The organism is Syntrophomonas curvata (assembly GCF_052976825.1).
Map to the genome: position 1 here is coordinate 2,997,515 of NZ_CM129641.1, position 22,889 is coordinate 3,020,403.

The following is a 22,889-nucleotide window of genomic DNA, read 5'->3' on the forward strand; positions in this document are numbered from 1 at the left end:
ATATTGACATCTAAAAAGGAGGGCTCGGGCCCTCCTTCATGATGGGAGATATTGATACGCTGTTACCCCCGCCTGTACCCTTAGAAAATGCCCCAGGAGTATGTCCTCAGCCGGAAGTCACCTTATAAAAAAACATTTTCTGCAATCCGCATCTATGTTATAAGCGTAAGCACATGCGGGCAACAATTTAAGAAAACGAAAGCTTTAAACGGCTAGCTGCAGTACTTCATTTACTGCCGTCCAGTCTTCCCGCAGTGCCTCCGTTCCCATAAGGGTGCCGATATGCCCGCCTTCGGTCAGAATTTCAACCACATCCTGGGGAGGGGTGCTGATATATTTTTTTAAAGCGAAGGCTTGGGCCGGAGGGGTGATATGGTCCTTTTTACCGGCCATTATTATAACCGGACAATTGATGTTGCGCAGATCCACCGGGCGTCCATCCAGTTTGAAGCTGCCCGGTTTGGTAAGATTGTTCTCCTTAAATATGTTTTTTATGATATCCAGATAAAATCGTCCCGGCAGCATCTGGGTATATTCATACCAGTTCTCGAAATGGATAAAGCGCTTGATTCCATCTTCATCATCGTTCTCTATCATTTGCCAGAGACGGAAATATTTCCTTACATAATGCTCTTCAGCCTGCATATTCTTGAAACCCCAGAGTATATATTTTCCCGACATCAGGCCATTATTGGCAGCTACCAGGAACTTGAAAAATTCCATGGGTAAACCGGCATCCTCCACAATAGCCGAAGGTGCAGCCTGTACGTCGATAGGTGCTGCTGCCGTAACCAGAGTGGATATCTTGTCCTGGTAAAGAGAGGTATATATGCCGGCCTGCCATCCGCCCTGACATTGACCTACCAGGTGGATTTTATAGATGCCGGTCCGTTCCCGTATCTGGTCTACGGCCTCATCGGTCAAACGGATAATATCGTTCATACCCAGTTCCTTGAACTCCGGGGTAGCTGAAACCCAGTGGGCTACATATACATCGTAGCCATAGCGGTGAAACACCCGCACCAGGCTCTGAGATGGCGAGTAATCAGCCAGATTGGAATGATGCCCGGCCTGGGGAGGAAGAATCAGGACCGGCCTTTTGGCATCGTTGTGGCGCTGATTGGAAAAATGCCTTAGACGTAAGGTTTGATGCTCATAAATTATGTTGTTGGGCGTTGACCATTTCGGGCGCGGGTTTTGCAACTGGTACAGGGTATCCAGGTAGCGATAAGCCCGGGAGAAGCTGCTAAAAAACGGGTTGGTCTGCTGCCAGTAGTCAATGGATTTTTTCCAGTATTCCTGCTGATATTCCAGCATAGTCATTATACCCCCTCCTGGTTCGAAAGTATGAGGTGAGAAGTTGGAAGTGAGAATTTCATCTCGGTTTACGGTATTTCTTATCTTTACCAATTCCGCATGATCCGCTTCTATTATTGCGGCCAGCGGGAGCATGCTCTTCCTCGTGGAGGGCGTCCATTTCTAATTTAAAAACTTAATTTACCCTCCATAATTTCCTTGTATAATTTCTCGGTCATGGGTATATAAGCCTCTTTTTGCGGATGCAGGAAGAAGATAGGCTCCTTCACCTGGGTGATGTCAAAGGACTCCTGCTTCAATTGCTGCTTGGCCTGCTCCAGGCTATCCCAATAGTCCGGCTGTTTGCAAATTCGAATAAAGATAGGCCGGGCATGCTCAGGCATGCGACTGTTGATATATATCAAAAAGCGCTTCCAATCCATGTTTTCTCCCTCGATAAAACTCAGGGCAGCCATGCCGCAGCGCCCCTCGTGACCGGGAATTTTCACCCCGTAAACAGTGGCGTCCTCTATAGGCCCAAAAAACTTCATTATAACATCGGCCACCTGATGAGCGGATACGGTTTTCGCCTTCCAGCGGTAAGTATCTCCCAGGCGGTCAACAAAGGAGATATAATCGTTCTCGTGCAGCTCCACCAAGTCAAAGGTATTAAGGTAAGCATCACCATCACGGAACGCATTGCGAACTATCTTGGCCTCACTGTTTTCCGGGTCATTGACATAGCCGTAAAAAGGGTTCAAGTCGTTTATTGCGCACAGAAGCACCCCAATAATGCCCGGCGTACACCTTACCAGCCGATTCTCTCCATCGCGCCATAGCTCGCCGCTGTTAAAATCGCAGCGGACGACTTCGCCCTGTTTCAGCCCGGCTATACTAAGCTGCCCGCACATACCCGGAGTCTCATCATGATTTACAAAGCTCCCCACATTCTCAGTAGTTCCATAAATCTCTATAACATGGCTGATATGGAAGCGTTTTTTAAAGGGTTCAATCAGATTTCCCCACATACCGTTGCAAATAACTACTTCCAGGGGATTTTCGGCATCATCGGCTCGTTCCTCCTGGCTATAGATATAACGGCACATCTCACCCACACCCACAAAATAATCGGCCCGGTAGCGGCGAATATCAGACCAGAACTTCTTAACCGAAAACTCGTTCTTTATAACCATGGTACTGCCGGACATCACCATTCCGGCAAAACAGACTGTGAAGCCGCTGTTATAATATAGGGGCAGGCACATGTACTGAATGGAGCCTTCCTTCAGATAGCCAAAATACCGTACTTGCTGCCCAACCGTCCACCACCTCTGGTGGCTGACCGGCACCGCTTTACGGTCACCGGTGCTCCCGGAGGTATACATATAAACCAGAATATCTTTGCCTGCTACGGCTGAATCGGACTCAAGGTTGGCATCACCGCAACTCTTTAATAAACCGGGTAGGCCCTGCAGCGGTTCCGGCAACTCCATTCCTGTTTCATAGCCGTCGACCAACACTATGCCGGGCGACCGGAAGCGTAATCGTTCAGCCACGCTCTGGTACAGCTCGACCAGATCGCTGCCTACAATCAGCGCCCGGGGTTCTGCCAGGTTTATCCCCTGGGCCAGGACTTCCCCCCTCACCCCGGTATTAATCAGCGCCGTGATTACCCCCAGCTTGGCCAATCCGCTGACCGCTATAAGATACTCCGGGCAGTTGTTCATTAAAAGCGCAACCACGTCACCCTTATTAAAGCCCAGGTTGGCAAATAAGCGGGCATATTTATTGGACCGGCGATTAAATTCCCCATAGCTTATAACCTGACTTTCCCACAGTATTGCCGGGTGTTCTGTCCTCTCCCGGGCCAGCCTTTCTATCTCCAACCCCAGTGAAATTTTTTCACCATAATTGCAATTATTCAAAAGCTTAAGATATTCTTGCGCCCCCACTGAGCCGTTCCCGTTCATAACTCCTACCCCCACCTAAATCTATAGTCTCTGCTGATCTGTTTCCTAATCACTTCTTCGCCGGAACTATGGCTTTTTCCTGCTCAAATGGTAAATATAGCCTGATTTTAAAGCGCGTGTCGCCAGATAGGTGTAGCCGCAATATGGAATAAAAGAGCAGAGGCGGGGAACAAGAGGTCAAGGTGCGGAGTTTTAGAACAATAACACTGCCACAAATAGAGTTGCCATAGATAAAACATAGGCATAATCATTAAACCTTAAGCGCAGCACATTAAGCCGGGTTCGGCCTTCTCCTCCCTGATACGCCCGGGCTTCCATAGCCTGGCTTAAATCTTCAGCCCTTTGCAGCGAGGCCCTTAAAAGCGGCAGGAGCCAGGCAAACAGATTTTTCAAGCGGCTGGAAAGACTGCCCACCCTAAAATCCGCTCCCCGGCAGAGCTGAGCCTTCCTGATCCTTTCCGCTTCCTCGATAAACATTGGTATAAAGCGTAAACTAATAGTCATTATCATAATCAATTCATGCACGGCCAGCCCCAGTTTGCGCAGCGGATTCAGCATCTGTTCCAGACCATCCATTAAGGCTACCGGAGTGGTGGTAGCCGTCAGCAGACGTACAATAAAGAGTAACAGAACAAATCTCGAAGTAAACGCGACTGCCGTTTCCACCGCCTCATAGCTTATAGTTAGGATGGAAAATGAAAATAAAGGCGTCCCCGGTATAAAGAGCAATTGGAGGATAACCGTAATCAGAATGATAATCAAAAAAGGCTTAAATACCGGCCAAAAATCAATTATCCGGAGCCGGCTTAAATAAAGCAGCAGCCCGCCGGCCAAATAGATAAAAAACAGCTCCAGCGGAAAGGCAGCGGCAAAGACAGCCAGGATAAAGAACAAACCGGCTATGGTTTTAGTACGCGGATCGAGATTATGTAATATTGAATCAGCCGGCAAGTATTGCCCCAGACTTATATTCCTGAACATGATCATACTCCTGTTTGTAACTGACTTCCGCTCCCGCCGCACAATCCGATACGCCGGGAAGGTGTTGCCGCTATATGGAATAAAAGAGGTAAAGGCGGAGGAAAGCTCTATAGCCTTACGCTCCCAACTTTATCTGCAATCTGCCGGGCGATGGCGGCAACGCCGACATCGGCGGTATTAATCTCCCAGCCCCGCTGCTGCAGACGATAAGCTGCCTCCAGATGCGGCGGCAGTTCAATGCCCAATTCCTGCAGCCGGTCGTAGTGGTCCAGAATCCGGCTGACGGAAGTGTCCAGAGCTATGCGGCCCCGTTCGATTACCATGAGGCGCCGGCATACGGCCAGCAGATGGCCCAGATTATGGGTAACCATAATCACAGTTATATTCTCTTGCCGGTTAATTTGCTGCAGGTAGTTCAGAATGGCCCGGCGGCCTTCCCCGTCCAGACCGGCAGTAGGCTCATCCAGCAGCAGGTGGCGGGGTTTTAAGGCCAGGATTCCGGCTATGGCCACCCTCCGCTTTTCACCGCTGCTGAGGGCGGCAGTCCGCCGGTTGCTGTACTCGGAAAAATCAAGGCCTACCTGCTGCATTGCCGCTCTGACCCGCCTATCCGCATTTTTGCTGTCAAGGCCCATATTCCTCGGGCCAAAGGCAATCTCATCGTAAACCCCGTCCGCAAATATTTGCTGCTCCGGGTATTGAAAAACCATACCCACTTCCTGCCTTAGACCTATCAGTTGCTTCTTATTCAGTCCGGCCAGATCACGCCCGTTATAAAGAACATGTCCATGTTCGGCTTTCAGAAGCGCATTGAGGAGCTGCAGGAAGGTGGATTTGCCGGAACCGGCAGCTCCCATTACCCCCAGCATCTCTCCGTCCTCTACGGTAAAATCCAGGCCCTTTAAGGCCTCTTGGGCAAAAACCATGTCTTTTTGATAGGTAAAGGAAACATCCTTTAGGATGAAGGGCATAGAATATCCACCAGGCTTTCAATGTCGGTAATATCAGCGGGTATGCTTACTCCCGGATTACGATTAAGCTCGCCAATAAAGTTACTTATCTCCAAGGGCTCAATCCCCAACCGAGCAATATTGGAACCCATGAGCATAATATCTGCGGGAGTGCCTATGGTATGGATTTGCCCGCTGTCAACGATAATAATTCGCTCGGCCTGCATGGCCTCTTCCAAACTGTGGGTGATCAAGACCAGGGTGATTCCCTGCTGCTCCCGCATTTTTTTCAACAGATCCAGTAAATCTCTTCTTCCCCGGGGATCCAGCATGGAAAAAGGTTCATCCAGAACCAGGTAATCCGGCTGCATGGCCAGCAGGCTGGCGATACAGATTCTCTGCTTCTGGCCGCCGGACAAAAGATAAGGAGGATATTTCACATAATCCTCCATTGATACCATTTTAAGAGCGGTATCCACTCTTTTTCTTATTTCTGCAGGCTCCAGTCCCAGATTTTCCGGTCCAAAAGCTACTTCTTCCTCCACCAGATTGGCCAGCAACTGGCTATCCGGGTCAGGAAAAAGCAGTCCTACCTTTTTCCTGATGGATAACAGGCTTTCGGGCTTGGAACTGCTCAGTCCATCGACGCTGATATCCCCCCGCCCGGGCAGGAGAAGCCCATTCAATAAACGGGCCAGGGTTGATTTGCCGGACCCGTTCCTTCCCATTACGGCAATGAATTCGTTCTCATCGATACCCAGGCTTATGTTATCTATTGCAGGGCGTTCGCTGTGAGGATAAGTATAGCTTACTCCACTAAGCCGGATCATTCTGCTGTCTATTCCACCAATTCCAGAATGGCCATGGGAGCGCCGTCACCTTTGCGATTGCCGACCTTGATAATACGGGTATATCCGCCCTGACGCTCGCTGTAGCGAGGAGCGATATCATTAAATAATTTGGATACTACATCTTCACTGGTCAGGTAGGAGAAAGCCTGCCGACGGGCATGCAAATCCCCTCTCTTGCCCAGGGTGATCATTTTATCAGTCAGCCTTTTGATTTCTTTGGCTCTGGTCTCAGTGGTGGTTATTTTGCCCTGATCCAGTAGAGAAGTCACTGAGTTTCTCAGTACCGACCTTCTATGGTCACTTCTCAAGCCTAATCTACGATAAGCCACCTGGGGCCCTCCTTTCTAATCTTCCGGTTTCTTAAAGGACAGGTTCAACTCTTTGAGCTTTCTTTCTATCTCTTCCAGCGATTTCTGGCCGAGATTCCTGATTTTGCTCATTTCCTCCCGGGTCTTCTCAATCAAATCACCTACGGTATTGATATTGGCCCGCTTCAAGCCGTTGGAAGCACGAACTGAAAGCTCCAGTTCTTCGATGGAAATCTCCAGTACCTTGTCCTTCTTCTCTTCCTCTTTTTCTACCAGTATTTCCACCTCGGCATAGGTATCGTTGATCTCGGTGAAAAGTTTCAAGTATTCGATCAATATCTGGGCCGACAGGCTGATAGCCTCTTCCGGACTGATGCTGCCATTGGTCCATACCTCCAGGGTAAGGCTGTCATAGTCAGTCCTTTTTCCGACCCGGGCATTGTCAACCGTATAATTGACCCGGTTGACCGGAGTAAAAATGGAATCAATCGGTATCAGACCCACGATTTCCTCGGTTTTGTAAGGTTGCTGGTCAGCACTGACATAACCCCGGCCCCGCTCTACGGTCATTTCCATTTCCAGAACCGCATCTTCATCCAGAGTAGCAATATGCAGCTCGGGATTCAATATTTCCACCTCGGCATCCTGGGTGATGTCGGCGGCAGTGACGTTCTTTTTCCCGCGCTGCTCCAGGCGAATCAGCTTGCGTTCATTGCCGTCATACTTGAGGATGAGTTTTTTGATATTCAGGATGATCTCGGTCGTATCTTCAAGTATATTAGGAATGGTCGAAAATTCATGCAGCACTCCGTCTATCTTAACCGAACTTACCGCCGCTCCCGGCAGAGATGATAGCAATACCCGCCGTAAAGAATTACCCAGAGTAGTCCCATATCCTCTTTCCAGAGGTTCAATCACGAATTTTCCATAATTCGTATCGCTGTCTTTTTCAACACATTCGATACGCGGTTTTTCCATCTCTAGCATTATTTAATCCCTCCTTCTTTATTAGAGGTGTTTTATCTAGAGTAGAGCTCTACTATTAATTGCTCATTTACCGGCGTATCAATCTGCTCTCTCACCGGATAAGCCAAAACACGGCCGGTAAGGTTTTCCACATCGACGCTTAACCACTCGGGTGGAGTCTTATAGGCAGCCTGTTCTTTAATTTCCTGGAATTTAACCATATCTTTGCTGCTGTCTTTGACTTGAATTACATCCTCTACCCTTACCAGCATGGAAGGAATAGTAGCCTTCTTGCCATTAATGGTAAAATGTCCATGGTTAACGAGCTGCCGGGCCTCTTTGCGGGAAGATGCAAAACCCAGCCGGTAAACTACGTTATCCAGGCGCCGTTCCAACAGTATAAGCAGGTTTTCACCGGTTATACCCTGCTGGCGGTCAGCCTTGCCAAAATAATTACGGAATTGTTTTTCCAGAACCCCATAGGTTCTCCTGGTTTTCTGTTTTTCCCTCAACTGCAGGCCATATTCACTGACTTTGGGCCTGCGTCCTTGCCCATGGGCGCCGGGTGCATAGTTTTTCTTTTCCACTGCGCACTTTTCGGAATAACACCTGTCTCCCTTAAGAAACAGCTTCTCTCCTTCCCGGCGGCACTGGCGGCAAACTGCGTCTGTATATCTTCCCACTTTATACCATTACCTCCTTAAACCCTTCTTCTTTTAGGCGGCCTGCAGCCATTATGCGGAATGGGAGTAACATCCTTGATAACGCTTACTTCCAAACCTGCCGCCTGCAGCGATCTAATGGCTGCTTCGCGTCCGGCACCGGGCCCCTTCACATAACACTCCACTTCTTTAAGCCCATGCTCCATCGCGGCCCGGGCTGCATTCTCGGCGGCCTGCTGGGCAGCAAAAGGAGTGCTCTTACGGGAGCCTTTAAAGCCGACTGTGCCCGCACTGGCCCATGATATGGCATTACCATGTTTATCGGTAATTGAAATCATGGTATTATTGAAAGTCGATTTAATATGAGCAATCCCCTGTTCAATATTCTTTTTTTCGCGTCTTTTAACCCTGGTGGTCGTAGTTCTGCGTGCCACTCATTTATCCCCCTTCCGGCTATTTTTTCTTGCCGCTGACAGTACGTTTAGGCCCCTTCCGGGTACGCGCATTGGTCTTGGTCTTCTGACCCCGGACCGGCAGCCCGCGGCGATGCCTGATACCTTTATAACAACCCAGGTCCATAAGCCTCTTGATATCCATACTGACCTGCCGCCGCAGATCGCCTTCAACCTGGTACTGCTTTTCAATTATCTCCCTTAATTTGGCTACTTCTTCCTCTGTTAAATCTTTCACTCGCGTATCCGGATTTATACCTGCTTCTGCCAGTATTTTCCGGGAAGAAGGCCGGCCGATACCAAAAATATAAGTGAGGGATACTTCCACTCTTTTATCCCGGGGTAAGTCTACTCCCGCTATTCTTGCCAAATTTTTTCACCTCCCGCTTTTTTAGCCTTGTACCTGTTTATGCTTGGGATTCTCGCAAATAACCATTACTTTTCCCTTGCGCTTGATTATCTTGCACTTTTCACACATGGGTTTAACCGACGGTTTTACCTTCACTGTATTTACCTCCTTAAATAACACTGAAAAACTCCTTATTTAAAACGGTATATAATCCTGCCGCGGTTCAGGTCATAGGGCGACAATTCCACCATAACACGGTCACCGGGTAGTATTCTGATAAAGTTCATACGCATTTTGCCAGAAATATGGGCGAGGACTTTATGGCCATTCTCCAATTCCACCCTGAACATGGCGTTGGGCAGCGGTTCGAGCACCTTTCCCTCAACCTCTATCACATCATCCTTAGCCATTTACCAGACCTCCTTCCCATCTAATTCTCCAGCCTCCTGCAACCTTTTCAGATTCTTCCTTATGATATGGTTGTCAGGCTTCTCTCCCCTGCTTAGGCAGGTAAGAACATCATCTGCCTGCATTCTGGTAATTTGAAGATGTTTGATGTTTTTGACCTTGGGATTTTCAATCTTTCTAAGGTCACCGTCAGCCAGAAGAACAAAACGTTCGTTCACTACCTCAACAATTACAAACATTCTCCCTTTATCGCGACCATTTTTAGAATACACAACCTTACCCAGCATAGTTTCTAAAATCTCTGGTCACCCCCATCATCTCAAGGTGAGAATCTCAGGACCGCGGTCGGTGATGGCAATCGTGTGTTCAAAATGGGCTGATAGACTGCCATCCCGGGTAACTACCGTCCAGTCATCGGCTCGGGTATATACATTATAGGTTCCTATATTGAGCATAGGTTCGATAGCTATAGTCATGCCTTCTTTCAAAACCGGCCCTCGGTCAGCCTTGCCGTAATTAGGTACCGGCGGATCTTCATGCATCCGGCGGCCAATTCCATGCCCCACAAAATCCCGGACGACGGAAAAACCATGTTTCTCGGCATATTTCTGAATAGCATGGGAAACCTGGCCCAACCGGTTACCTTCTCTAGCTTCGTGAATGCCCTTGAACAGCGCCTTCTCCGTATACCGGATTAAACGCAAAGCTTCTTCACTGGCGTTTCCTACCGGAACGGTTATGGCCGCGTCACCAGCATAACCATCCAGTGACAGGCCAAAATCGATACTTATAATATCCCCGTCCCTGAGTACTCTTTCCCCAGGTATGCCATGCACCACTTCCTCATTAATGGAAGCACAAATGGCTGCGGGAAAAGGTTTTTTTCCTTCCCGGGGATGGGGATAATTTTTAAAGAGCGGTATAGCCTGGCGTTTTTTGCATTCCTCTTCAGCTATGGCGTTTAAGGTTCCGGTACTTACCCCCGGTCTGATATCGGCTTTTAGTAATTCCAGAATTTCGGCTACGGCCTGACCTGCCGCCCGCATTTTTTCTATTTCATCTCGGGTCTTGATAATAATCATTGAAGCTTCTCCAGGAGGCTTTTGACATCGGTAAAAACGTCCGCACTGTTACGGTCGCCGTCTATCTCATACAGCACACCCTGTTGGTCGTAATAAGCAAGCAGCGGATTGGTCTGTTCCAGATAAACATCCAGTCTTTTGGCCACGGTATCACCCCGGTCATCACTGCGCTGTACCAACTGGCCCCCGCATTTGTCGCAGATTCCCTGGTGTGCAGGAGGGTTGGACTTAAGGTTGTAGACCGCTTTGCACTCCCGGCAGCTGATCCTTCCCGACATGCGTTCAATCAGAATCTCATTGGGAACGGCTATGTTGACGGCAGCCTCGATCTTTCTGCCGGCCGCACCCAGGACCCGGTCCAAAGCCTCGGCCTGAATAGTGGTGCGGGGGAAACCGTCCAATAAAAAACCGTCTTTGCAGTCGTTTTCAGCCAGCCTTTCTTTTACTATTCCAATGGTTACCTCATCGGGCACCAGTTTCCCGGCGTCCATGTACTTTTTGGCTTCCTTTCCCAGTTCAGTGCCGCGGCTGACCGCGTCCCGGAACATATCCCCGGTTGATATATGGGGGATAGGGTACTGTTTTTTTATAAACTCGGCCTGAGTTCCTTTTCCGGCACCGGGAGGACCCATAAGTACTATGTTCACTAAAATCATCTCCTATTTTACAAAGCCTTCGTAACTGCGCAGCAGCAGGTGCGATTCAATCTGTTTCATGGTATCCAGCGCAACCCCGACCACGATCAATAATGAAGTGCCTCCGAACCAGAGGCTGGTTACCCCGGTTAAGTCTATAACAAAGTTAGGCAGCACTGCAATCAGAGCCAAAAATACCCCTCCCGCCAGGGTCAACCGTGATAATACGCGGTCGATATATTCTGCGGTAGGCCGACCGGGCCTGATTCCAGGTACAAATCCGCCATACTTCTTGATGTTATCCGCTACGTCCATAGGGTTGAATATTATGGCTACATAAAAGTAAGTGAAAAATACTATTAGGGCAGCATACAGTATGTTATAAAGAGCACTGCCAAAGTCAAAATATTCCTTTAAGAACTGGTTAAAACCGGAGTCCGGACTCATCCAGGAACCGATGGTGGCCGGAAACATCATCAGGGACATGGCGAATATTATCGGTATAACACCGGCCGCATTGACCTTGAGGGGCAGAAAAGTGCTTTGCCCTCCATAAAGCTTGCGTCCCACTACTCTCTTGGCATATTGCACCGGCAGCCTTCTCTGGCCCTCATTAACACAAATAATGGCTACGATAATGGCCAGAGCTATTACTATAAACAGCAATATGTTAAAGGCTCCGATAATCCCACCGGACAGCTCCTGTCCCACACCGGCAATCTGGCTGGGCAGCCGGGATACGATACCGGCGAAGATAATGAGGGAAATACCATTTCCTATACCCTTTTCGGTTATCATTTCGCCTATCCACATCAACAGGGCGGTACCAGCGGTGAGGGAAACGGCAATTATCAGGTAAGAGCCAAAACCCGGGTTGATTATGGCGCCACTCTTGCCCAGAGCAACAGACATGCCCATGGCCTGGATGAAACCGAGTACTACCGTACCGTAACGGGTGTATTGGGCAATAATTTTACGCCCTTCATCGCCCTCTTTTTGCAGTTCCTCCAGCCTCGGCACTACCACCGTCAATAGCTGCATTATAATTGACGCGTTAATATAAGGGGTTATGCTCATGGCAAATATACTGAAGCGTTTAAACGCCCCCCCGGAAATTATATCGAAGAACCCGAACAACTGGCCGCTAAGAAGCTGATTCAAGGCCTCCGGGTTTATACCCGGCACCGGTATATGGGCTCCGATACGAAATACCAGCAGCATGAACAAGGTGAATAATAATTTGAATCTCAGGTCTCCTACCTTTAGTGCTTGCCCAAAAGACCCCAGCATTAAATCACCTCAACTCTGCCACCCCGGGCAGTTACTTTTTCTTCTGCCTGCCTGCTTATTTTGTGGACCCGGATAGTCAGTTTTTTCTCCAGTTCCCCATCCCCCAGGATTTTTACACCGTCTTTAACGGAATTGATTAATCCTGCGTTTTGCAGTACTTCAGGGGTTATCTCACTGCCGTCTTCAAATCTATTTAAGTCCCTGATATTGACAATAGCATATTCTTTTTTAAATACATTGGTAAACCCGCGTTTGGGCAACCGCCTCTGTAAAGGCATCTGGCCGCCTTCAAAGCCAGGTCTGGTGCCGCCGCCGGAGCGGGATTTCTGACCTTTATGTCCGCGGGTTGAAGTCTTCCCATGTCCGGAGCCTATACCCCGACCCACTCTCTTGACACGTTTATTCGCGCCAGGGGGAGATTTTAGTTCTTCCAGTTTCACTTTAAGACCTCCCTCACCTAATCTAGTTCTTCAACTTTTAACAGGTGATTAACTTTGTTAATCTGCCCGCGTATTTCCGGGCAGTCGTTTTTAATTACACTTTGCTGCAGTTTTTTAAATCCCAGGCTCCTGACAGTAGCTCGCTGGGTTTCGGGACAGCCGATAAAACTTTTAACCCATGTTATCTTCAACTGTTTAGCCAAGTCCAGACCCTCCTAGCCGGTAATCTCTTCTATGCTTTTGCCCCGTTGTCTGGCAACATCCTCCACCCTTTTCAGACTCCTCAGTCCTTCCATGGTGGCGTGCACCATATTGTTGGCATTGGCCGATCCCAGTGATTTGGTAAGTATATCCTTTATCCCGGCCGCCTCCAGAACTGCTCTGACCGGCCCGCCGGCAATAACCCCGGTACCAGCCGATGCCGGTTTCAGGAGTACTTCACCAGCGCCAAACCTTCCTAAAATAGAGTGGGGAATGGTTCTTTCATCAATCAGCGGTATTTCTATCATATTCTTTTTGGCACTTTCAACCGCTTTGCGAATAGCTTCCGGTACTTCGGTCGCCTTGCCTTTGCCGGTGCCAACCTTGCCCGCGCCATCGCCGACTACGACCAGAGCGCTGAAGCTGAATCTCCGTCCGCCTTTTACGACCTTGGCCACCCGTCTTACGTTGACAACTTTTTCAATCAGTTCCGGGCCGGCCTGTTCCTTTTCAATCATCGTGTCCCTCCTAACTCGTGTAGATTGATGTTAGAATTCAAGTCCGCTCTCCCTGGCTGCTTCTGCCAGAGCTGCAATGCGTCCGTGGTATTTGTATCCGCTGCGGTCAAAGACTACTTTGTCGATGCCTTTGGCCTTGGCCCGAACAGCTATACTGTTTCCAACCGCCTTGGCCGCCTCGGTGTTGGTTTTGGAAGCCAAATCCCCCAGTTCTTTATCCCGGGTGGATGCTGCCGCCAGGGTTTTTCCCTGTTCATCATCTATAACCTGGGCATATATATGATTAAGGCTTTTATATACGCAGAGTCTGGGAATATCGCCGGTTCCAGCTATTTTCCTGCGCACCCGGCTATGCTTTCCCTGTCTTAACACATTCCTGCTAGTTTTCTTAATCAAGCCTGATCGCTCCCTTCCTGCCTTATTTGCCGCCGGCTTTACCAGCTTTGCGCCTGATAACCTCGTTTTCATACTTTATGCCCTTGCCTTTATAGGGCTCAGGCTTCCTGATGGCGCGAATGTGAGCTGCGGTATTACCAACCAGTTGTTTGTCAATGCCTTTTATGGTGATTTTGGTTGGAGCAGGAACTTCAAATTCTATTCCCTCGGGAGCATCTACTTCAACCGGATGGGAGAACCCAATGCTTATTACCAGTTTTTTACCCTGCATCTGAGCTCTGTAGCCCACGCCTACCAGTTCCAGTTTTTTCTCAAAACCGTTGGTAACTCCCTCAACCATATTGGCAATCAATGCCCGGGAAAGCCCATGATAAGCACGATACTTCTTATTTTCGCTGGCTCTTTGCACCAGGATCTGATTATCTTCCTGGGTTACAGTAATGTCATCTGGTATCGTCTGGGCCAGGGTGCCCTTGCTGCCCTGTACCGTTACCATATTGCCATCTACCGTTACCTTTACGCCTGCAGGTAGACTGATAGGTTTTCTACCGATTCTTGACACTGTTTTCTCCTCCTTCAGCTACCATATATAGCATATTACTTCGCCGCCTAAACCGGCTTTTCTGGCCTTTTTATCGGTCATCAGCCCCTGGGAGGTGGATATCACGGCTGTACCTAATCCACCCAAAACTTTGGGAATCTCATCTTTTTTGACATACACTCTGAGGCCGGGTTTGCTTATTCTCTTAAGCCCGGTAATAACCTTTTCCCGGTTCGGGCCATACTTGAGGTATATCCTGATAATTCCCTGTTTGCCATCTGCTATATATTCATAATCCTTGATGTACCCTTCATCCTTCAGGATTCCGGCTATCCCCATTTTCAGCCTGGAACCGGGTACCTCAACGGTTTCATGCATGACCATGTTACCGTTTCTTATTCTGGTTAAGAAATCGGCTACGGGATCAGTCATGACCATACTCTATACCTCCTTTTTATCGACCTACCAGCTAGATTTAGTAACCCCTGGCAGCTCTCCCTTATGGGCCAGCTCCCTAAAACAAATCCTGCACATGCCAAATTTGCGCATATAGGCTCGGGGCCGTCCACATATTTTACAGCGGTTGTAGGTTCTTACCGCGTATTTGGGTTCGCGTTTCTGCTTGGCAATCATTGCCTTTTTGGCCATCTTTCTTACCCCCTATCTAAACGGCATTCCCATATGTTTCAAGAGTTCCCTGGCTTCTTCATCAGTTTTGGCTGTAGTTACCACTACTACTTCCATTCCACGGATTTTATCGATTTTGTCATATTCTATCTCCGGAAATATGGTCTGCTCCTTTATCCCCAAAGAATAATTTCCCCGGCCGTCAAAAGCCTGCGGCGATACCCCGCGGAAATCGCGTACCCTGGGCAGAGCCAAATTTATTAGTTTATCCAGGAAGTTATACATTCTTTCTCCCCGCAGGGTAACCTTGCAGCCAATAGCCATGCCTTCCCTTAATTTAAAGCCGGCAATCGACTTTTTGGCCTTGGTAACTACCGGTTTTTGTCCGGCAATTAAGGTTAAATCGTTAACCGCACCGTCCAAAGCTTTGGGATTCTGTATAGCTTCTCCCACACCAATGTTAACCACTACCCGCTCAATCCGGGGAACCTGCATAACGTTTTTATACTGGAATTTTTCCATTAACTTTGGCACTATTTCACTTTTATATTGTTCATACAACCTGGCCATTAACCAGCTAGCCTCCTTTCCTGGAGCTTTAGTCTAATATCTCTCCACAATTTTTGCATACCCTTACTTTTTCGTTATTGTCAAGTACTTTGCTGCCGATGCGGGTGGGTTTGTCGCATTTATTGCAGAGCAGCATAACGTTAGAGGCGTTCATGGGGGTCTCTATTTTTAATATGCCCCCCTGTGGTATGGCCCGGTTCGGCTTTTGATGCTTTTTAACCCGGTTGATACCCTCAACCACAACCTTATTCTGCCCGGGCAGAACCCGCAGTACTTTGCCCTTTTTGCCGGCGTCCTTGCCTGTGGTCACCAGGACAATATCGCCTTTCTTGATTCGCATTTAATTACACCTCCATCGACTACAGGACTTCCGGAGCCAGGGATACTATTTTCATAAAGTTCTTTTCTCTCAGCTCTCTGGCTACAGGTCCGAAAATACGGGTGCCTTTGGGATTGTGATTATCATCTATTATTACGGCCGCGTTCTCCGAAAAGGCTATATAGGAACCATCCGGACGTCTGATTTCCTTTTTGGTTCTGACCACTACGGCCTTGACCACGTCACCTTTTTTAACTACTCCGCCGGGAGCCGCTTCCTTGACACTGGCGATAATAACATCTCCCACAGTGGCATATCTTCTCTTGGAACCACCGGGTATTTTTATGCATAAAATTCTTTTGGCGCCGGTGTTATCTCCGACCTGAAGCATTGTTTCCTGTTGGATCACGGCTTTAACCTCCCTTCCAATTCCAGGCCCTACTCTAAAGTTTCGGCTTTGCGAACGATCTCTATCAGCCGCCATCTCTTATCCTTGCTTAAGGGACGGGTTTCCATGATTTTGACTACGTCACCGGTCTTAGCTTCATTGTTTTCATCATGGGCTTTGTACTTCTTACTGGTTTTAATCGTCTTTTTATAAAGAGGATGCTGTTTAACGGTTTCAACCCTGACGGTTATGGTTTTGTCCATTTTATCGCTTTGTACCGTTCCCATCCTTACTTTCCTGTTTCCACGATTATCTGCCACCCTTAGACCTCCTTAAATAAGTTTTCACCTGACTAGCGATTGTTTTCCTGGGAAAGTTCCCTCTGTCTTAAAACTGTCTTACACCTGGCAATGTTCTTTCTAACGTCTCTTATTCTCATCGGATTGTCTAATTGTCCGGTAGCAAGCTGAAACCTCAGATTGAATAACTCCTCTTTATAATCGGAAACCTTCTTGTTCAGTTCATCGTCGGTTAGCTCTCTCATCTTCTTAGCTATCACTAACCTCACCACCCATTTCTTCTCTTTTTACAAACTTGCACTTGATTGGCAGTTTGTGTGCCGCCAGGCGCATGGCTTCACGGGCAACCTCTTCAGTTACTCCGGAAAGCTCAAACATAACCCGGCCCGGTTTAACTACTGCTACCCAGTGTTCGGGGGAACCTTTTCCCTTACCCATACGAGTCTCAGCCGGCTTAACCGTCAAAGGCCGATCCGGGAAAATCTTAATCCACAGTTTCCCGCCCCTCTTGACGTAGCGGTTGATGGCAATACGGGCTGCTTCTATCTGACGGTTGGTGATCCAGGATGCTTCCAGGGCCTGTAACCCATAATCTCCATAGGTAACGGCATTGCCTTTGTTGGCTTTACCCTTGAGATCAGGGCGATGCTGCTTTCTGTATTTAACTCTTTTTGGGGTAAGCATTATTGTTCTGCCTCCTCCACTACTTTCTGTTTCGGTCTCTGTTTCGCCTCGGGCATTATTTCTCCCCGGTTAATCCATACCTTTATGCCTATTTTGCCATAGGTGGTGTTGGCTTCGGCAAAACCGTAATCAACATCAGCGCGAAGAGTGTGCAGGGGGACTTTGCCCTCCGAATACCACTCGGTCCTGGCTATTTCAGCCCCGCCCAGGCGGCCGGATATCATAACTTTAATACCTACTCCGCCGGCTCTCATGGTTCTGCCCACGGTCTGCTTCATGGCCCGGCGAAAAGATATTCTCTTTTCCAGTTGCTGGGCAATATTCTCAGCCACGATCTGGGCATCCCATTCCGGTTTCTTTATCTCCTGGATGTTGATATTGACGTTTTTGCCCGTCATTTTAATTAATTCAGCCTTGAGCTTTTCTACTTCTGTCCCGCCTCGGCCAATTACTATTCCAGGTTTGGCGGTGTGGATGGTTATCCGCACTCGGTTGCCGGTTCTCTGAACCTCAACTTTGGAAATACCGGCAGCATAGAAATGCTCCTTAATGTACTGGCGTACTTTATAATCCTCATGCAGCAGATCAGTGTAATCACGATCAGCATACCAGTTGGAGTCCCAATCTCTGATAATCCCAATTCTAAAACCTTTAGGATGAACCTTTTGACCCACTATTTAACCTCCCTTTCCCTGACTACCACGGTTATATGGCTGGTTCTGTGCCGCCTTACATCTGCTCTGCCGTAAGCTCTGGGCCTCATCCGCTTGAGTGTGGGCCCCTCATCCACATAGATCTCGGCTACGAATAATTCATCGGAGTCCATATCAAAGTTGTGCTCCGCATTGGCAATAGCAGATTTTAATACTTTACCGATCAGGGGAGCGGACTTTTTGTTGGTATATCTGAGAATGCCGACCGCTTCATCAACATTTTTACCTCTTACCAGATCAGCTACCTGGCGAGCCTTAGAAGGAGACACTCTCAGGTGACGAGCTACCGCTCTGGCTTCCATATTTAATTCCTCCTTCCTACCTGGGTCTGCTGGATTTTTCGTTTTTGCCAGCGTGTCCTCTATAGGTCCTGGTAGGGGCAAATTCTCCCAGTTTCATGCCCACCATATCCTCGGTTACATATACCGGGATATGCCTGCGGCCATCATGTACCGCCAGGGTATGCCCGATCATCTGGGGCATAATGGTGGAGCGCCTCGACCAGGTCTTGATTACTTTTTTCTGGCCGTTTTCGTTCATCTGTTCAATTTTCTCGAGTAGTTTTTCTTCACAATAAGGTCCTTTTTTCAATGACCTGCTCATTTACAGACCTCCTTTATTTGCGTTTCCGGACGATCATTTTATCAGACGGTTTCTTCTTGCGGGTGGTACCGCCAATGGCTATCTTGCCCCAGGGAGAAACCGGGTATTTTCTACCTATCGGTGCCCGTCCTTCGCCGCCGCCATGCGGATGGTCGGTCGGGTTCATAACCGAGCCTCTTACGGTTGGCCTGATTCCCATCCAGCGGGTTCTTCCCGCTTTGCCCAGGGTCTGGTTTTCGTATTCCAGATTGCCTACCTGCCCGATACTGGCCCGGCAATTTACGTGAACCAGGCGAACTTCTCCGGATGGCAGGCGTACATGGGCATAGGCGCCTTCCTTTGCCATCAACTGGGCTACGGTTCCGGCTGAACGTACCAGCTGGGCGCCTTTGCCGGGTCTCAACTCAATGTTATGAATCAAGGTACCTACCGGTATATCTTTCAGCGGCAAGGCGTTGCCTGTCTTGATATCCGCCTCGGAACCTGATTCTACCATGTCCCCGACTTTCAAGTTATGGGGAGCGATTATATAGGCTTTGTGTCCGTCAGCATAGTGCAGTAAAGCAATGTTGGCTGAACGGTTGGGATCGTATTCAATAGCCGCCACCTTGGCCGGAACATTGTCCTTAATCCGTTTAAAGTCGACTATGCGATAAAGCCGCTTGTGCCCGCCGCCGCGATGCCTTACGGTTAATTTACCCCTGGCGTTTCTGCCGCCGGTTCTTTTAAGTGGGGCGGTAAGCTGTCTTTCCGGTTCTTTCTTGGTTATTTCCTCGAAAGTCATCACCGTCATTTGCCTTCTGCTAGGCGTTGTAGGCTTATATTTTTTTATGCCCATCTAAATTTTCCCTCCTTAAACAGCGCAAACCAGCCGTTTTACATGCCTTCGAAAAGACGTATTTTCTGTCCGGGCTTCAGGGTAACGACTGCCTTCTTACGGTTAGGAGTACGACCTTCAAACCGGCCCATACGTTTTGGTTTGCCTTTTATATTAATGGTATGGACGTTATCAACTCTAACGCTGAATATATTTTCGATGGCATTCTTGATTTCGGTTTTATTGGCTCTGCGGTCTACTATAAAAGTGTATTTATTATCCGCCAGAAGATTCATGGACTTCTCGGTCACCACCGGTTTTATAATTATATCCCTGTAGTCTTTCATCTTAGGCATATACCTCCTCTACTCTGGCGACGGCATCCCTGGTAATAAGTAGAGTATCGTACTTTAACAGGTCATAGACATTGATAAAGTCCACTCGCAAGGGTTTAACCCCGGGAATGTTGCGGGCGGATTTCATTACATTGGAGTCACCGTCGGCTGTTACCACCAGGGTCTTTTTGCCGCTATTTAAAGATTGCAGGGTTGCTACCATGAGTTTGGTTTTGGGTTCATCAAACTTCAGTTCATCAACTACTATAATATTGTTATCAACAACCTTGCTGGAAAGGGCCGATTTCATAGCCAGTCTTCTTACTTTACGGGGTAAACGATAGGAGTAATCCCTGGGTTTGGGGCCAAAGGCTATTCCGCCGCCCGTCCAGACCGGATTCCGGCTGCTGCCTACCCGGGCTCTCCCGGTACCCTTTTGTCTCCAGGGCTTTTTGCCGCCTCCGCTTACTTCCGCGCGGGTTTTAGTTGATGAGGTTCCCACCCTTTTATTGGCCAGCTGCATTTTTACAAAGTCGTACATTACTGCCTTATTAGGCTCTATGCCAAAAACCTTATCACTTAATTCCAGTTCTCCAATCTGGGCCCCGCTCATATCATATAACGCTACTTTAGGCACTTCTCTTACCTCCTTCGTAGTTAACTATGCCTTAACTGAATCTTTGATTATAACCAGTCCTTTTCTGGGCCCTGGAATCGATCCTTTGATCAGGATAAGATTTCTCTCCGGATAGACTTTTACTACCTTCAAGCCCTGCACAGTTACCCTCTCTCCTCCTAAATGGCCAGGAAGTTTTCTGCCTTTGAATACTCGGGCCGGGCCTTTGGCAGCCAGTGAACCAGGGCGGCGATGGTATTTGGAACCATGACCCATGGAACCACGGGCGAAGTTGTGTCTCTTTACCGCACCGGCAAAACCTTTTCCCTTGGAAGTGCCCACAACATCTACCATATCTCCGGGGTTGAACAGGTCGGCTTTGATCTCCTGACCAATCTCGTAGGCTCCAATATCCTTAACCCTGAATTCTTTTATATAACGCAGGGGTTTCACATTGGCTTTCTTAAAATGTCCCCTGGCCGGCTTGTTTACCTGTTTTTCTTTCAGGTTGTAAAAGCCTACCTGGATAGCGTTATAGCCATCTGTATCACTGATTTTTTTCTGTAAAACCGTACATGGACCGGCTTCTATAATAGTTACCGGCACGGCTTTGTCATTCTCGTCGAAAATCTGGGTCATGCCAACTTTAATACCCATGATTGCTTTGTTTATATCAGCAGCCACCTAAACTACCTCCTAGTTGTGATTTCTCTTAGCGATTGGTTGGAATCGGGGCATCCAACTTCACTTCATATCAACCCGGACATTTTTCCGCTTTGAGGCCCTTGCCCCTGACCTCTAGGCACCGGTCCTCACACCTATAATTTGATCTCTATGTCTACTCCTGAAGGCAGATCCAGGTGCATAAGAGCATCTATGGTCTTGGGGTTAGGATCCAGAATGTCTATTAAGCGCTTATGGGTTCTCATTTCAAACTGCTCCCGGGAGTCTTTGTTAACATGGGGAGACCTTAAAATAGTATATATGCTCTTTTCCGTAGGCAGGGGAATGGGTCCGGAAACACTGGCCCCATTTTTCCTGGCCGTTTCCACTATCTTTTGCGAGGATTGATCCAATAGTTTGTGATCAAATGCTTTGAGTCTAATTCTAACCTTTTGCTGGCCACTCACGCAGTTAAACCTCCTTAAATTGGCTTTAATCAGTACACGCTACCGGGTGTATAAATATTAACAGGTTTTAAACCTTGTTTTTAAAGAGCTTTTACCGGCTGTCTTCCGGTAAGCAACTTGCCCGGAAGGGAGGATTGCCTCCCTTCCGGCGGCTTTCATTCTTTTTACAGACTGGTAACAACGCCTGAGCCTACGGTTCTTCCGCCTTCGCGGATAGCAAAACGCAAGCCCTCCTCTATAGCAATCGGAGTTATCAGCTCGATGGCCATCTGCACGTTATCCCCCGGCATCACCATCTCTACTCCTTCTGGAAGTTGGATAATCCCGGTCACGTCAGTGGTGCGGAAATAAAACTGAGGGCGGTACCCGCCAAAGAACGGGGTGTGTCTTCCGCCTTCTTCTTTGGTCAGCACGTATACTTCAGCTTTAAAGCTGGTTAAGGGATTTATGCTTCCGGGTTTTGCCAGTACCATGCCCCGCTCAACTTCTTTGCGGTCTACGCCTCTTAAGAGGGTGCCGACATTATCTCCGGCCTGAGCATAATCCAGGAGTTTCCTGAACATTTCAACTCCGGTACATACGGTCTTTCTGATTTCGTCCCGCATGCCGACTATGGCTACTTCGTCACCAACTTTGACTTGGCCTCTTTCTACCCTGCCAGTGGTTACGGTTCCTCTTCCGGTAATGGTAAATACGTCTTCGATGGGCATCAGGAAGGGTTTGTCAGTTGCTCTCTCGGGCAGGGGTATATAGCTGTCAACGGCATCCATCAGTTCCCATATATGCTTGCACCATTCGCATTCCCTGCTGCCGCAGCCGCATTCCAGAGCTTTTAAGGCCGATCCCATTATCACCGGGATATCGTCCCCAGGAAATTCATATTCGCTCAACAGCTCTCTGATTTCCATTTCCACCAGTTCCAGAAGTTCGTCATCATCAACCATGTCGGTTTTGTTCATGAACACTACGATATAATGCACTCCCACCTGCCTGGACAGGAGTATATGCTCCCTGGTCTGAGGCATGGGTCCGTCGGCTGCTGATACCACCAGTATGGAACCATCCATCTGAGCTGCCCCGGTAATCATGTTCTTTATGTAGTCTGCATGTCCCGGGCAGTCTACATGGGCATAGTGTCTGGTCTCAGTCTGATATTCCACGTGGGAAGTGTTAATGGTTATTCCTCTTTCTTTTTCTTCCGGTGCTTTATCAATTTCTTCATAAGAGGTAGCCGTGGCTCCACCCGTTTTGGACAAGGTCATGGTGATTGCCGCGGTCAGGGTCGTCTTGCCATGGTCAACGTGACCTATGGTTCCAATGTTAAGATGAGGTTTAGTCCTCTCGTATTTTGCCTTTGCCATCCTATCTCTCACCTTTCTTTTTGATTTTTGGTTTGGTCATTTTTTTAGTAAAATTTATTTTTTTCAGGATAAGGAGCTGCTCCACTTGTAAAATACAAGTATGAATCTAAGGTAAACACGGTTTTATTAGC

The 22,889-nt window shown here is 48.3% G+C and carries 38 protein-coding genes; all 38 read right to left on the reverse strand.

From position 1 onward, the window contains the following. Positions 1-204 precede the first annotated feature (204 nt). The 38 genes from ACU70B_RS13780 to tuf all read right to left on the reverse strand — a co-directional run bounded on the left by ACU70B_RS13780 (position 205) and on the right by tuf (position 22,758). On the reverse strand, positions 205-1,323 hold the full coding sequence (locus ACU70B_RS13780) for an alpha/beta fold hydrolase (RefSeq protein ID WP_447184091.1): 1,119 nt from the start codon (positions 1,321-1,323) through the stop codon (positions 205-207). Positions 1,324-1,484: 161 nt separating this feature from the next. Further along, complete coding sequence (locus tag ACU70B_RS13785) at positions 1,485-3,266, reverse strand: AMP-binding protein (RefSeq protein WP_447184092.1); 1,782 nt, start codon at positions 3,264-3,266, stop codon at positions 1,485-1,487. A gap of 192 nt (positions 3,267-3,458) precedes the next feature. Beyond that, complete coding sequence (locus ACU70B_RS13790; RefSeq protein WP_447184093.1) at positions 3,459-4,247, reverse strand: energy-coupling factor transporter transmembrane component T family protein; 789 nt, start codon at positions 4,245-4,247, stop codon at positions 3,459-3,461. Between the two features lie 107 nt (positions 4,248-4,354). Beyond that, the gene (locus ACU70B_RS13795; RefSeq protein WP_447184094.1) at positions 4,355-5,218 is read right to left on the reverse strand and encodes an ATP-binding cassette domain-containing protein; all 864 of its coding nucleotides are present in this window, start codon (positions 5,216-5,218) and stop codon (positions 4,355-4,357) included. Next, complete coding sequence (locus tag ACU70B_RS13800; protein ID WP_447184095.1) at positions 5,203-6,027, reverse strand: energy-coupling factor transporter ATPase; 825 nt, start codon at positions 6,025-6,027, stop codon at positions 5,203-5,205. Before ACU70B_RS13800 ends, ACU70B_RS13795 begins: the two co-directional genes overlap by 16 nt. Before the next feature lie 8 nt (positions 6,028-6,035). Further along, the gene (gene rplQ / locus ACU70B_RS13805; protein WP_447184096.1) at positions 6,036-6,377 is read right to left on the reverse strand and encodes a 50S ribosomal protein L17; all 342 of its coding nucleotides are present in this window, start codon (positions 6,375-6,377) and stop codon (positions 6,036-6,038) included. 15 nt (positions 6,378-6,392) lie between these two features. After that, the gene (locus tag ACU70B_RS13810) at positions 6,393-7,343 is read right to left on the reverse strand and encodes a DNA-directed RNA polymerase subunit alpha (RefSeq protein ID WP_447184097.1); all 951 of its coding nucleotides are present in this window, start codon (positions 7,341-7,343) and stop codon (positions 6,393-6,395) included. Between the two features lie 32 nt (positions 7,344-7,375). Beyond that, positions 7,376-8,005, reverse strand: coding sequence for a 30S ribosomal protein S4 (rpsD, locus tag ACU70B_RS13815; protein WP_447184098.1), 630 nt, complete (start codon positions 8,003-8,005; stop codon positions 7,376-7,378). Between the two features lie 17 nt (positions 8,006-8,022). Beyond that, a complete protein-coding gene (gene rpsK / locus ACU70B_RS13820; protein ID WP_447184099.1) occupies positions 8,023-8,418 on the reverse strand; it encodes a 30S ribosomal protein S11 in 396 nt (131 codons plus the stop codon). A gap of 19 nt (positions 8,419-8,437) precedes the next feature. After that, entirely contained in the window at positions 8,438-8,806 is a 369-nt protein-coding gene (gene rpsM / locus ACU70B_RS13825) for a 30S ribosomal protein S13 (protein ID WP_447184100.1), read from the reverse strand. A gap of 21 nt (positions 8,807-8,827) precedes the next feature. After that, positions 8,828-8,941 (reverse strand): 50S ribosomal protein L36, encoded by a 114-nt coding sequence (rpmJ, locus tag ACU70B_RS13830; RefSeq protein ID WP_447184101.1) that lies wholly within the window; start codon positions 8,939-8,941, stop codon positions 8,828-8,830. 35 nt (positions 8,942-8,976) lie between these two features. After that, a complete protein-coding gene (gene infA / locus ACU70B_RS13835; RefSeq protein ID WP_447184102.1) occupies positions 8,977-9,195 on the reverse strand; it encodes a translation initiation factor IF-1 in 219 nt (72 codons plus the stop codon). Continuing rightward, the gene (locus ACU70B_RS13840) at positions 9,196-9,432 is read right to left on the reverse strand and encodes an RNA-binding protein (RefSeq protein WP_447184103.1); all 237 of its coding nucleotides are present in this window, start codon (positions 9,430-9,432) and stop codon (positions 9,196-9,198) included. 75 nt (positions 9,433-9,507) lie between these two features. After that, positions 9,508-10,275, reverse strand: a complete 768-nt coding sequence (gene map / locus ACU70B_RS13845; RefSeq protein ID WP_447184104.1) for a type I methionyl aminopeptidase — start codon at positions 10,273-10,275, stop codon at positions 9,508-9,510. Beyond that, entirely contained in the window at positions 10,272-10,922 is a 651-nt protein-coding gene (locus ACU70B_RS13850) for an adenylate kinase (RefSeq protein ID WP_447184105.1), read from the reverse strand. Before ACU70B_RS13850 ends, map begins: the two co-directional genes overlap by 4 nt. A gap of 12 nt (positions 10,923-10,934) precedes the next feature. Beyond that, a complete protein-coding gene (gene secY, locus ACU70B_RS13855) occupies positions 10,935-12,200 on the reverse strand; it encodes a preprotein translocase subunit SecY (protein WP_447184106.1) in 1,266 nt (421 codons plus the stop codon). Continuing rightward, positions 12,200-12,640 carry a 50S ribosomal protein L15 gene (gene rplO, locus ACU70B_RS13860; protein WP_447184107.1) on the reverse strand — a complete coding sequence of 147 codons (441 nt, stop codon included), beginning with the start codon at positions 12,638-12,640 and terminating at the stop codon, positions 12,200-12,202. The genes secY and rplO overlap by 1 nt, the downstream gene beginning before the upstream one ends. Positions 12,641-12,657: 17 nt before the next feature. Then, on the reverse strand, positions 12,658-12,843 hold the full coding sequence (rpmD, locus tag ACU70B_RS13865) for a 50S ribosomal protein L30 (RefSeq protein ID WP_447184108.1): 186 nt from the start codon (positions 12,841-12,843) through the stop codon (positions 12,658-12,660). Positions 12,844-12,855: 12 nt separating this feature from the next. Further along, complete coding sequence (gene rpsE, locus ACU70B_RS13870) at positions 12,856-13,359, reverse strand: 30S ribosomal protein S5 (RefSeq protein ID WP_447184109.1); 504 nt, start codon at positions 13,357-13,359, stop codon at positions 12,856-12,858. A gap of 30 nt (positions 13,360-13,389) precedes the next feature. Then, positions 13,390-13,755, reverse strand: coding sequence for a 50S ribosomal protein L18 (rplR, locus tag ACU70B_RS13875; protein ID WP_447184110.1), 366 nt, complete (start codon positions 13,753-13,755; stop codon positions 13,390-13,392). 22 nt (positions 13,756-13,777) lie between these two features. Further along, the gene (rplF, locus tag ACU70B_RS13880; protein ID WP_447184111.1) at positions 13,778-14,317 is read right to left on the reverse strand and encodes a 50S ribosomal protein L6; all 540 of its coding nucleotides are present in this window, start codon (positions 14,315-14,317) and stop codon (positions 13,778-13,780) included. An 18-nt stretch (positions 14,318-14,335) separates the two neighbouring features. After that, positions 14,336-14,734 (reverse strand): 30S ribosomal protein S8, encoded by a 399-nt coding sequence (rpsH, locus tag ACU70B_RS13885; RefSeq protein WP_447184112.1) that lies wholly within the window; start codon positions 14,732-14,734, stop codon positions 14,336-14,338. A gap of 24 nt (positions 14,735-14,758) precedes the next feature. Next, the gene (locus ACU70B_RS13890; RefSeq protein ID WP_447184113.1) at positions 14,759-14,944 is read right to left on the reverse strand and encodes a type Z 30S ribosomal protein S14; all 186 of its coding nucleotides are present in this window, start codon (positions 14,942-14,944) and stop codon (positions 14,759-14,761) included. Between the two features lie 12 nt (positions 14,945-14,956). Further along, on the reverse strand, positions 14,957-15,493 hold the full coding sequence (rplE, locus tag ACU70B_RS13895) for a 50S ribosomal protein L5 (protein WP_447184114.1): 537 nt from the start codon (positions 15,491-15,493) through the stop codon (positions 14,957-14,959). 28 nt (positions 15,494-15,521) lie between these two features. Further along, positions 15,522-15,833: a 50S ribosomal protein L24 gene (gene rplX, locus ACU70B_RS13900; RefSeq protein ID WP_447184115.1), complete on the reverse strand. Its 312-nt coding sequence runs from the start codon at positions 15,831-15,833 to the stop codon at positions 15,522-15,524. Positions 15,834-15,852: 19 nt separating this feature from the next. Then, positions 15,853-16,221 carry a 50S ribosomal protein L14 gene (rplN, locus tag ACU70B_RS13905; protein ID WP_447184116.1) on the reverse strand — a complete coding sequence of 123 codons (369 nt, stop codon included), beginning with the start codon at positions 16,219-16,221 and terminating at the stop codon, positions 15,853-15,855. Positions 16,222-16,250: 29 nt separating this feature from the next. Further along, complete coding sequence (gene rpsQ / locus ACU70B_RS13910; protein WP_447185788.1) at positions 16,251-16,487, reverse strand: 30S ribosomal protein S17; 237 nt, start codon at positions 16,485-16,487, stop codon at positions 16,251-16,253. 65 nt (positions 16,488-16,552) lie between these two features. Then, positions 16,553-16,759 carry a 50S ribosomal protein L29 gene (gene rpmC / locus ACU70B_RS13915; RefSeq protein ID WP_447184117.1) on the reverse strand — a complete coding sequence of 69 codons (207 nt, stop codon included), beginning with the start codon at positions 16,757-16,759 and terminating at the stop codon, positions 16,553-16,555. Further along, positions 16,749-17,183, reverse strand: a complete 435-nt coding sequence (rplP, locus tag ACU70B_RS13920) for a 50S ribosomal protein L16 (protein ID WP_447184118.1) — start codon at positions 17,181-17,183, stop codon at positions 16,749-16,751. Before rplP ends, rpmC begins: the two co-directional genes overlap by 11 nt. Then, positions 17,183-17,857: a 30S ribosomal protein S3 gene (gene rpsC, locus ACU70B_RS13925; RefSeq protein ID WP_447184119.1), complete on the reverse strand. Its 675-nt coding sequence runs from the start codon at positions 17,855-17,857 to the stop codon at positions 17,183-17,185. The genes rplP and rpsC overlap by 1 nt, the downstream gene beginning before the upstream one ends. Next, entirely contained in the window at positions 17,857-18,198 is a 342-nt protein-coding gene (gene rplV, locus ACU70B_RS13930; RefSeq protein ID WP_447184120.1) for a 50S ribosomal protein L22, read from the reverse strand. The genes rpsC and rplV overlap by 1 nt, the downstream gene beginning before the upstream one ends. Before the next feature lie 16 nt (positions 18,199-18,214). Further along, positions 18,215-18,499: a 30S ribosomal protein S19 gene (rpsS, locus tag ACU70B_RS13935; RefSeq protein WP_447184121.1), complete on the reverse strand. Its 285-nt coding sequence runs from the start codon at positions 18,497-18,499 to the stop codon at positions 18,215-18,217. Positions 18,500-18,512: 13 nt separating this feature from the next. Next, complete coding sequence (gene rplB / locus ACU70B_RS13940) at positions 18,513-19,337, reverse strand: 50S ribosomal protein L2 (protein ID WP_447184122.1); 825 nt, start codon at positions 19,335-19,337, stop codon at positions 18,513-18,515. Positions 19,338-19,375: 38 nt separating this feature from the next. Continuing rightward, positions 19,376-19,663, reverse strand: a complete 288-nt coding sequence (gene rplW / locus ACU70B_RS13945) for a 50S ribosomal protein L23 (RefSeq protein WP_447184123.1) — start codon at positions 19,661-19,663, stop codon at positions 19,376-19,378. Between the two features lies 1 nt (position 19,664). Next, positions 19,665-20,288: a 50S ribosomal protein L4 gene (gene rplD, locus ACU70B_RS13950; RefSeq protein WP_447184124.1), complete on the reverse strand. Its 624-nt coding sequence runs from the start codon at positions 20,286-20,288 to the stop codon at positions 19,665-19,667. A gap of 24 nt (positions 20,289-20,312) precedes the next feature. After that, positions 20,313-20,939, reverse strand: coding sequence for a 50S ribosomal protein L3 (rplC, locus tag ACU70B_RS13955; protein WP_447185789.1), 627 nt, complete (start codon positions 20,937-20,939; stop codon positions 20,313-20,315). A gap of 146 nt (positions 20,940-21,085) precedes the next feature. Continuing rightward, entirely contained in the window at positions 21,086-21,397 is a 312-nt protein-coding gene (rpsJ, locus tag ACU70B_RS13960) for a 30S ribosomal protein S10 (RefSeq protein WP_447184125.1), read from the reverse strand. A gap of 164 nt (positions 21,398-21,561) precedes the next feature. Continuing rightward, the gene (tuf, locus tag ACU70B_RS13965) at positions 21,562-22,758 is read right to left on the reverse strand and encodes an elongation factor Tu (protein WP_447184126.1); all 1,197 of its coding nucleotides are present in this window, start codon (positions 22,756-22,758) and stop codon (positions 21,562-21,564) included. Between the last annotated feature and the right edge of the window lie 131 nt (positions 22,759-22,889).

What these genes read in the sequence shown, in the direction of transcription:
- ACU70B_RS13810 (WP_447184097.1), bottom strand. Translation starts at nt 7,343, where the DNA reads ATGCTAGAGATGGAAAAACCGCGTATCGAATGTGTTGAAAAAGACAGC.
- rplE (WP_447184114.1), bottom strand. Translation starts at nt 15,493, where the DNA reads ATGGCCAGGTTGTATGAACAATATAAAAGTGAAATAGTGCCAAAGTTA.
- rplV (WP_447184120.1), bottom strand. Translation starts at nt 18,198, where the DNA reads ATGGAAGCCAGAGCGGTAGCTCGTCACCTGAGAGTGTCTCCTTCTAAG.
- rplW (WP_447184123.1), bottom strand. Translation starts at nt 19,663, where the DNA reads ATGAAAGACTACAGGGATATAATTATAAAACCGGTGGTGACCGAGAAG.
- rplX (WP_447184115.1), bottom strand. Translation starts at nt 15,833, where the DNA reads ATGCGAATCAAGAAAGGCGATATTGTCCTGGTGACCACAGGCAAGGAC.
- ACU70B_RS13800 (WP_447184095.1), bottom strand. Translation starts at nt 6,027, where the DNA reads ATGATCCGGCTTAGTGGAGTAAGCTATACTTATCCTCACAGCGAACGC.
- rpsH (WP_447184112.1), bottom strand. Translation starts at nt 14,734, where the DNA reads ATGGTCATGACTGATCCCGTAGCCGATTTCTTAACCAGAATAAGAAAC.
- map (WP_447184104.1), bottom strand. Translation starts at nt 10,275, where the DNA reads ATGATTATTATCAAGACCCGAGATGAAATAGAAAAAATGCGGGCGGCA.
- rpsS (WP_447184121.1), bottom strand. Translation starts at nt 18,499, where the DNA reads ATGAGCAGGTCATTGAAAAAAGGACCTTATTGTGAAGAAAAACTACTC.
- infA (WP_447184102.1), bottom strand. Translation starts at nt 9,195, where the DNA reads ATGGCTAAGGATGATGTGATAGAGGTTGAGGGAAAGGTGCTCGAACCG.
- rpsQ (WP_447185788.1), bottom strand. Translation starts at nt 16,487, where the DNA reads ATGGGAACGGTACAAAGCGATAAAATGGACAAAACCATAACCGTCAGG.
- ACU70B_RS13840 (WP_447184103.1), bottom strand. Translation starts at nt 9,432, where the DNA reads ATGTTTGTAATTGTTGAGGTAGTGAACGAACGTTTTGTTCTTCTGGCT.
- ACU70B_RS13795 (WP_447184094.1), bottom strand. Translation starts at nt 5,218, where the DNA reads ATGCCCTTCATCCTAAAGGATGTTTCCTTTACCTATCAAAAAGACATG.
- ACU70B_RS13785 (WP_447184092.1), bottom strand. Translation starts at nt 3,266, where the DNA reads ATGAACGGGAACGGCTCAGTGGGGGCGCAAGAATATCTTAAGCTTTTG.
- rplP (WP_447184118.1), bottom strand. Translation starts at nt 17,183, where the DNA reads ATGCTTACCCCAAAAAGAGTTAAATACAGAAAGCAGCATCGCCCTGAT.
- rpsE (WP_447184109.1), bottom strand. Translation starts at nt 13,359, where the DNA reads ATGATTGAAAAGGAACAGGCCGGCCCGGAACTGATTGAAAAAGTTGTC.
- tuf (WP_447184126.1), bottom strand. Translation starts at nt 22,758, where the DNA reads ATGGCAAAGGCAAAATACGAGAGGACTAAACCTCATCTTAACATTGGA.
- ACU70B_RS13780 (WP_447184091.1), bottom strand. Translation starts at nt 1,323, where the DNA reads ATGACTATGCTGGAATATCAGCAGGAATACTGGAAAAAATCCATTGAC.
- ACU70B_RS13890 (WP_447184113.1), bottom strand. Translation starts at nt 14,944, where the DNA reads ATGGCCAAAAAGGCAATGATTGCCAAGCAGAAACGCGAACCCAAATAC.
- secY (WP_447184106.1), bottom strand. Translation starts at nt 12,200, where the DNA reads ATGCTGGGGTCTTTTGGGCAAGCACTAAAGGTAGGAGACCTGAGATTC.
- rplB (WP_447184122.1), bottom strand. Translation starts at nt 19,337, where the DNA reads ATGGGCATAAAAAAATATAAGCCTACAACGCCTAGCAGAAGGCAAATG.
- ACU70B_RS13790 (WP_447184093.1), bottom strand. Translation starts at nt 4,247, where the DNA reads ATGTTCAGGAATATAAGTCTGGGGCAATACTTGCCGGCTGATTCAATA.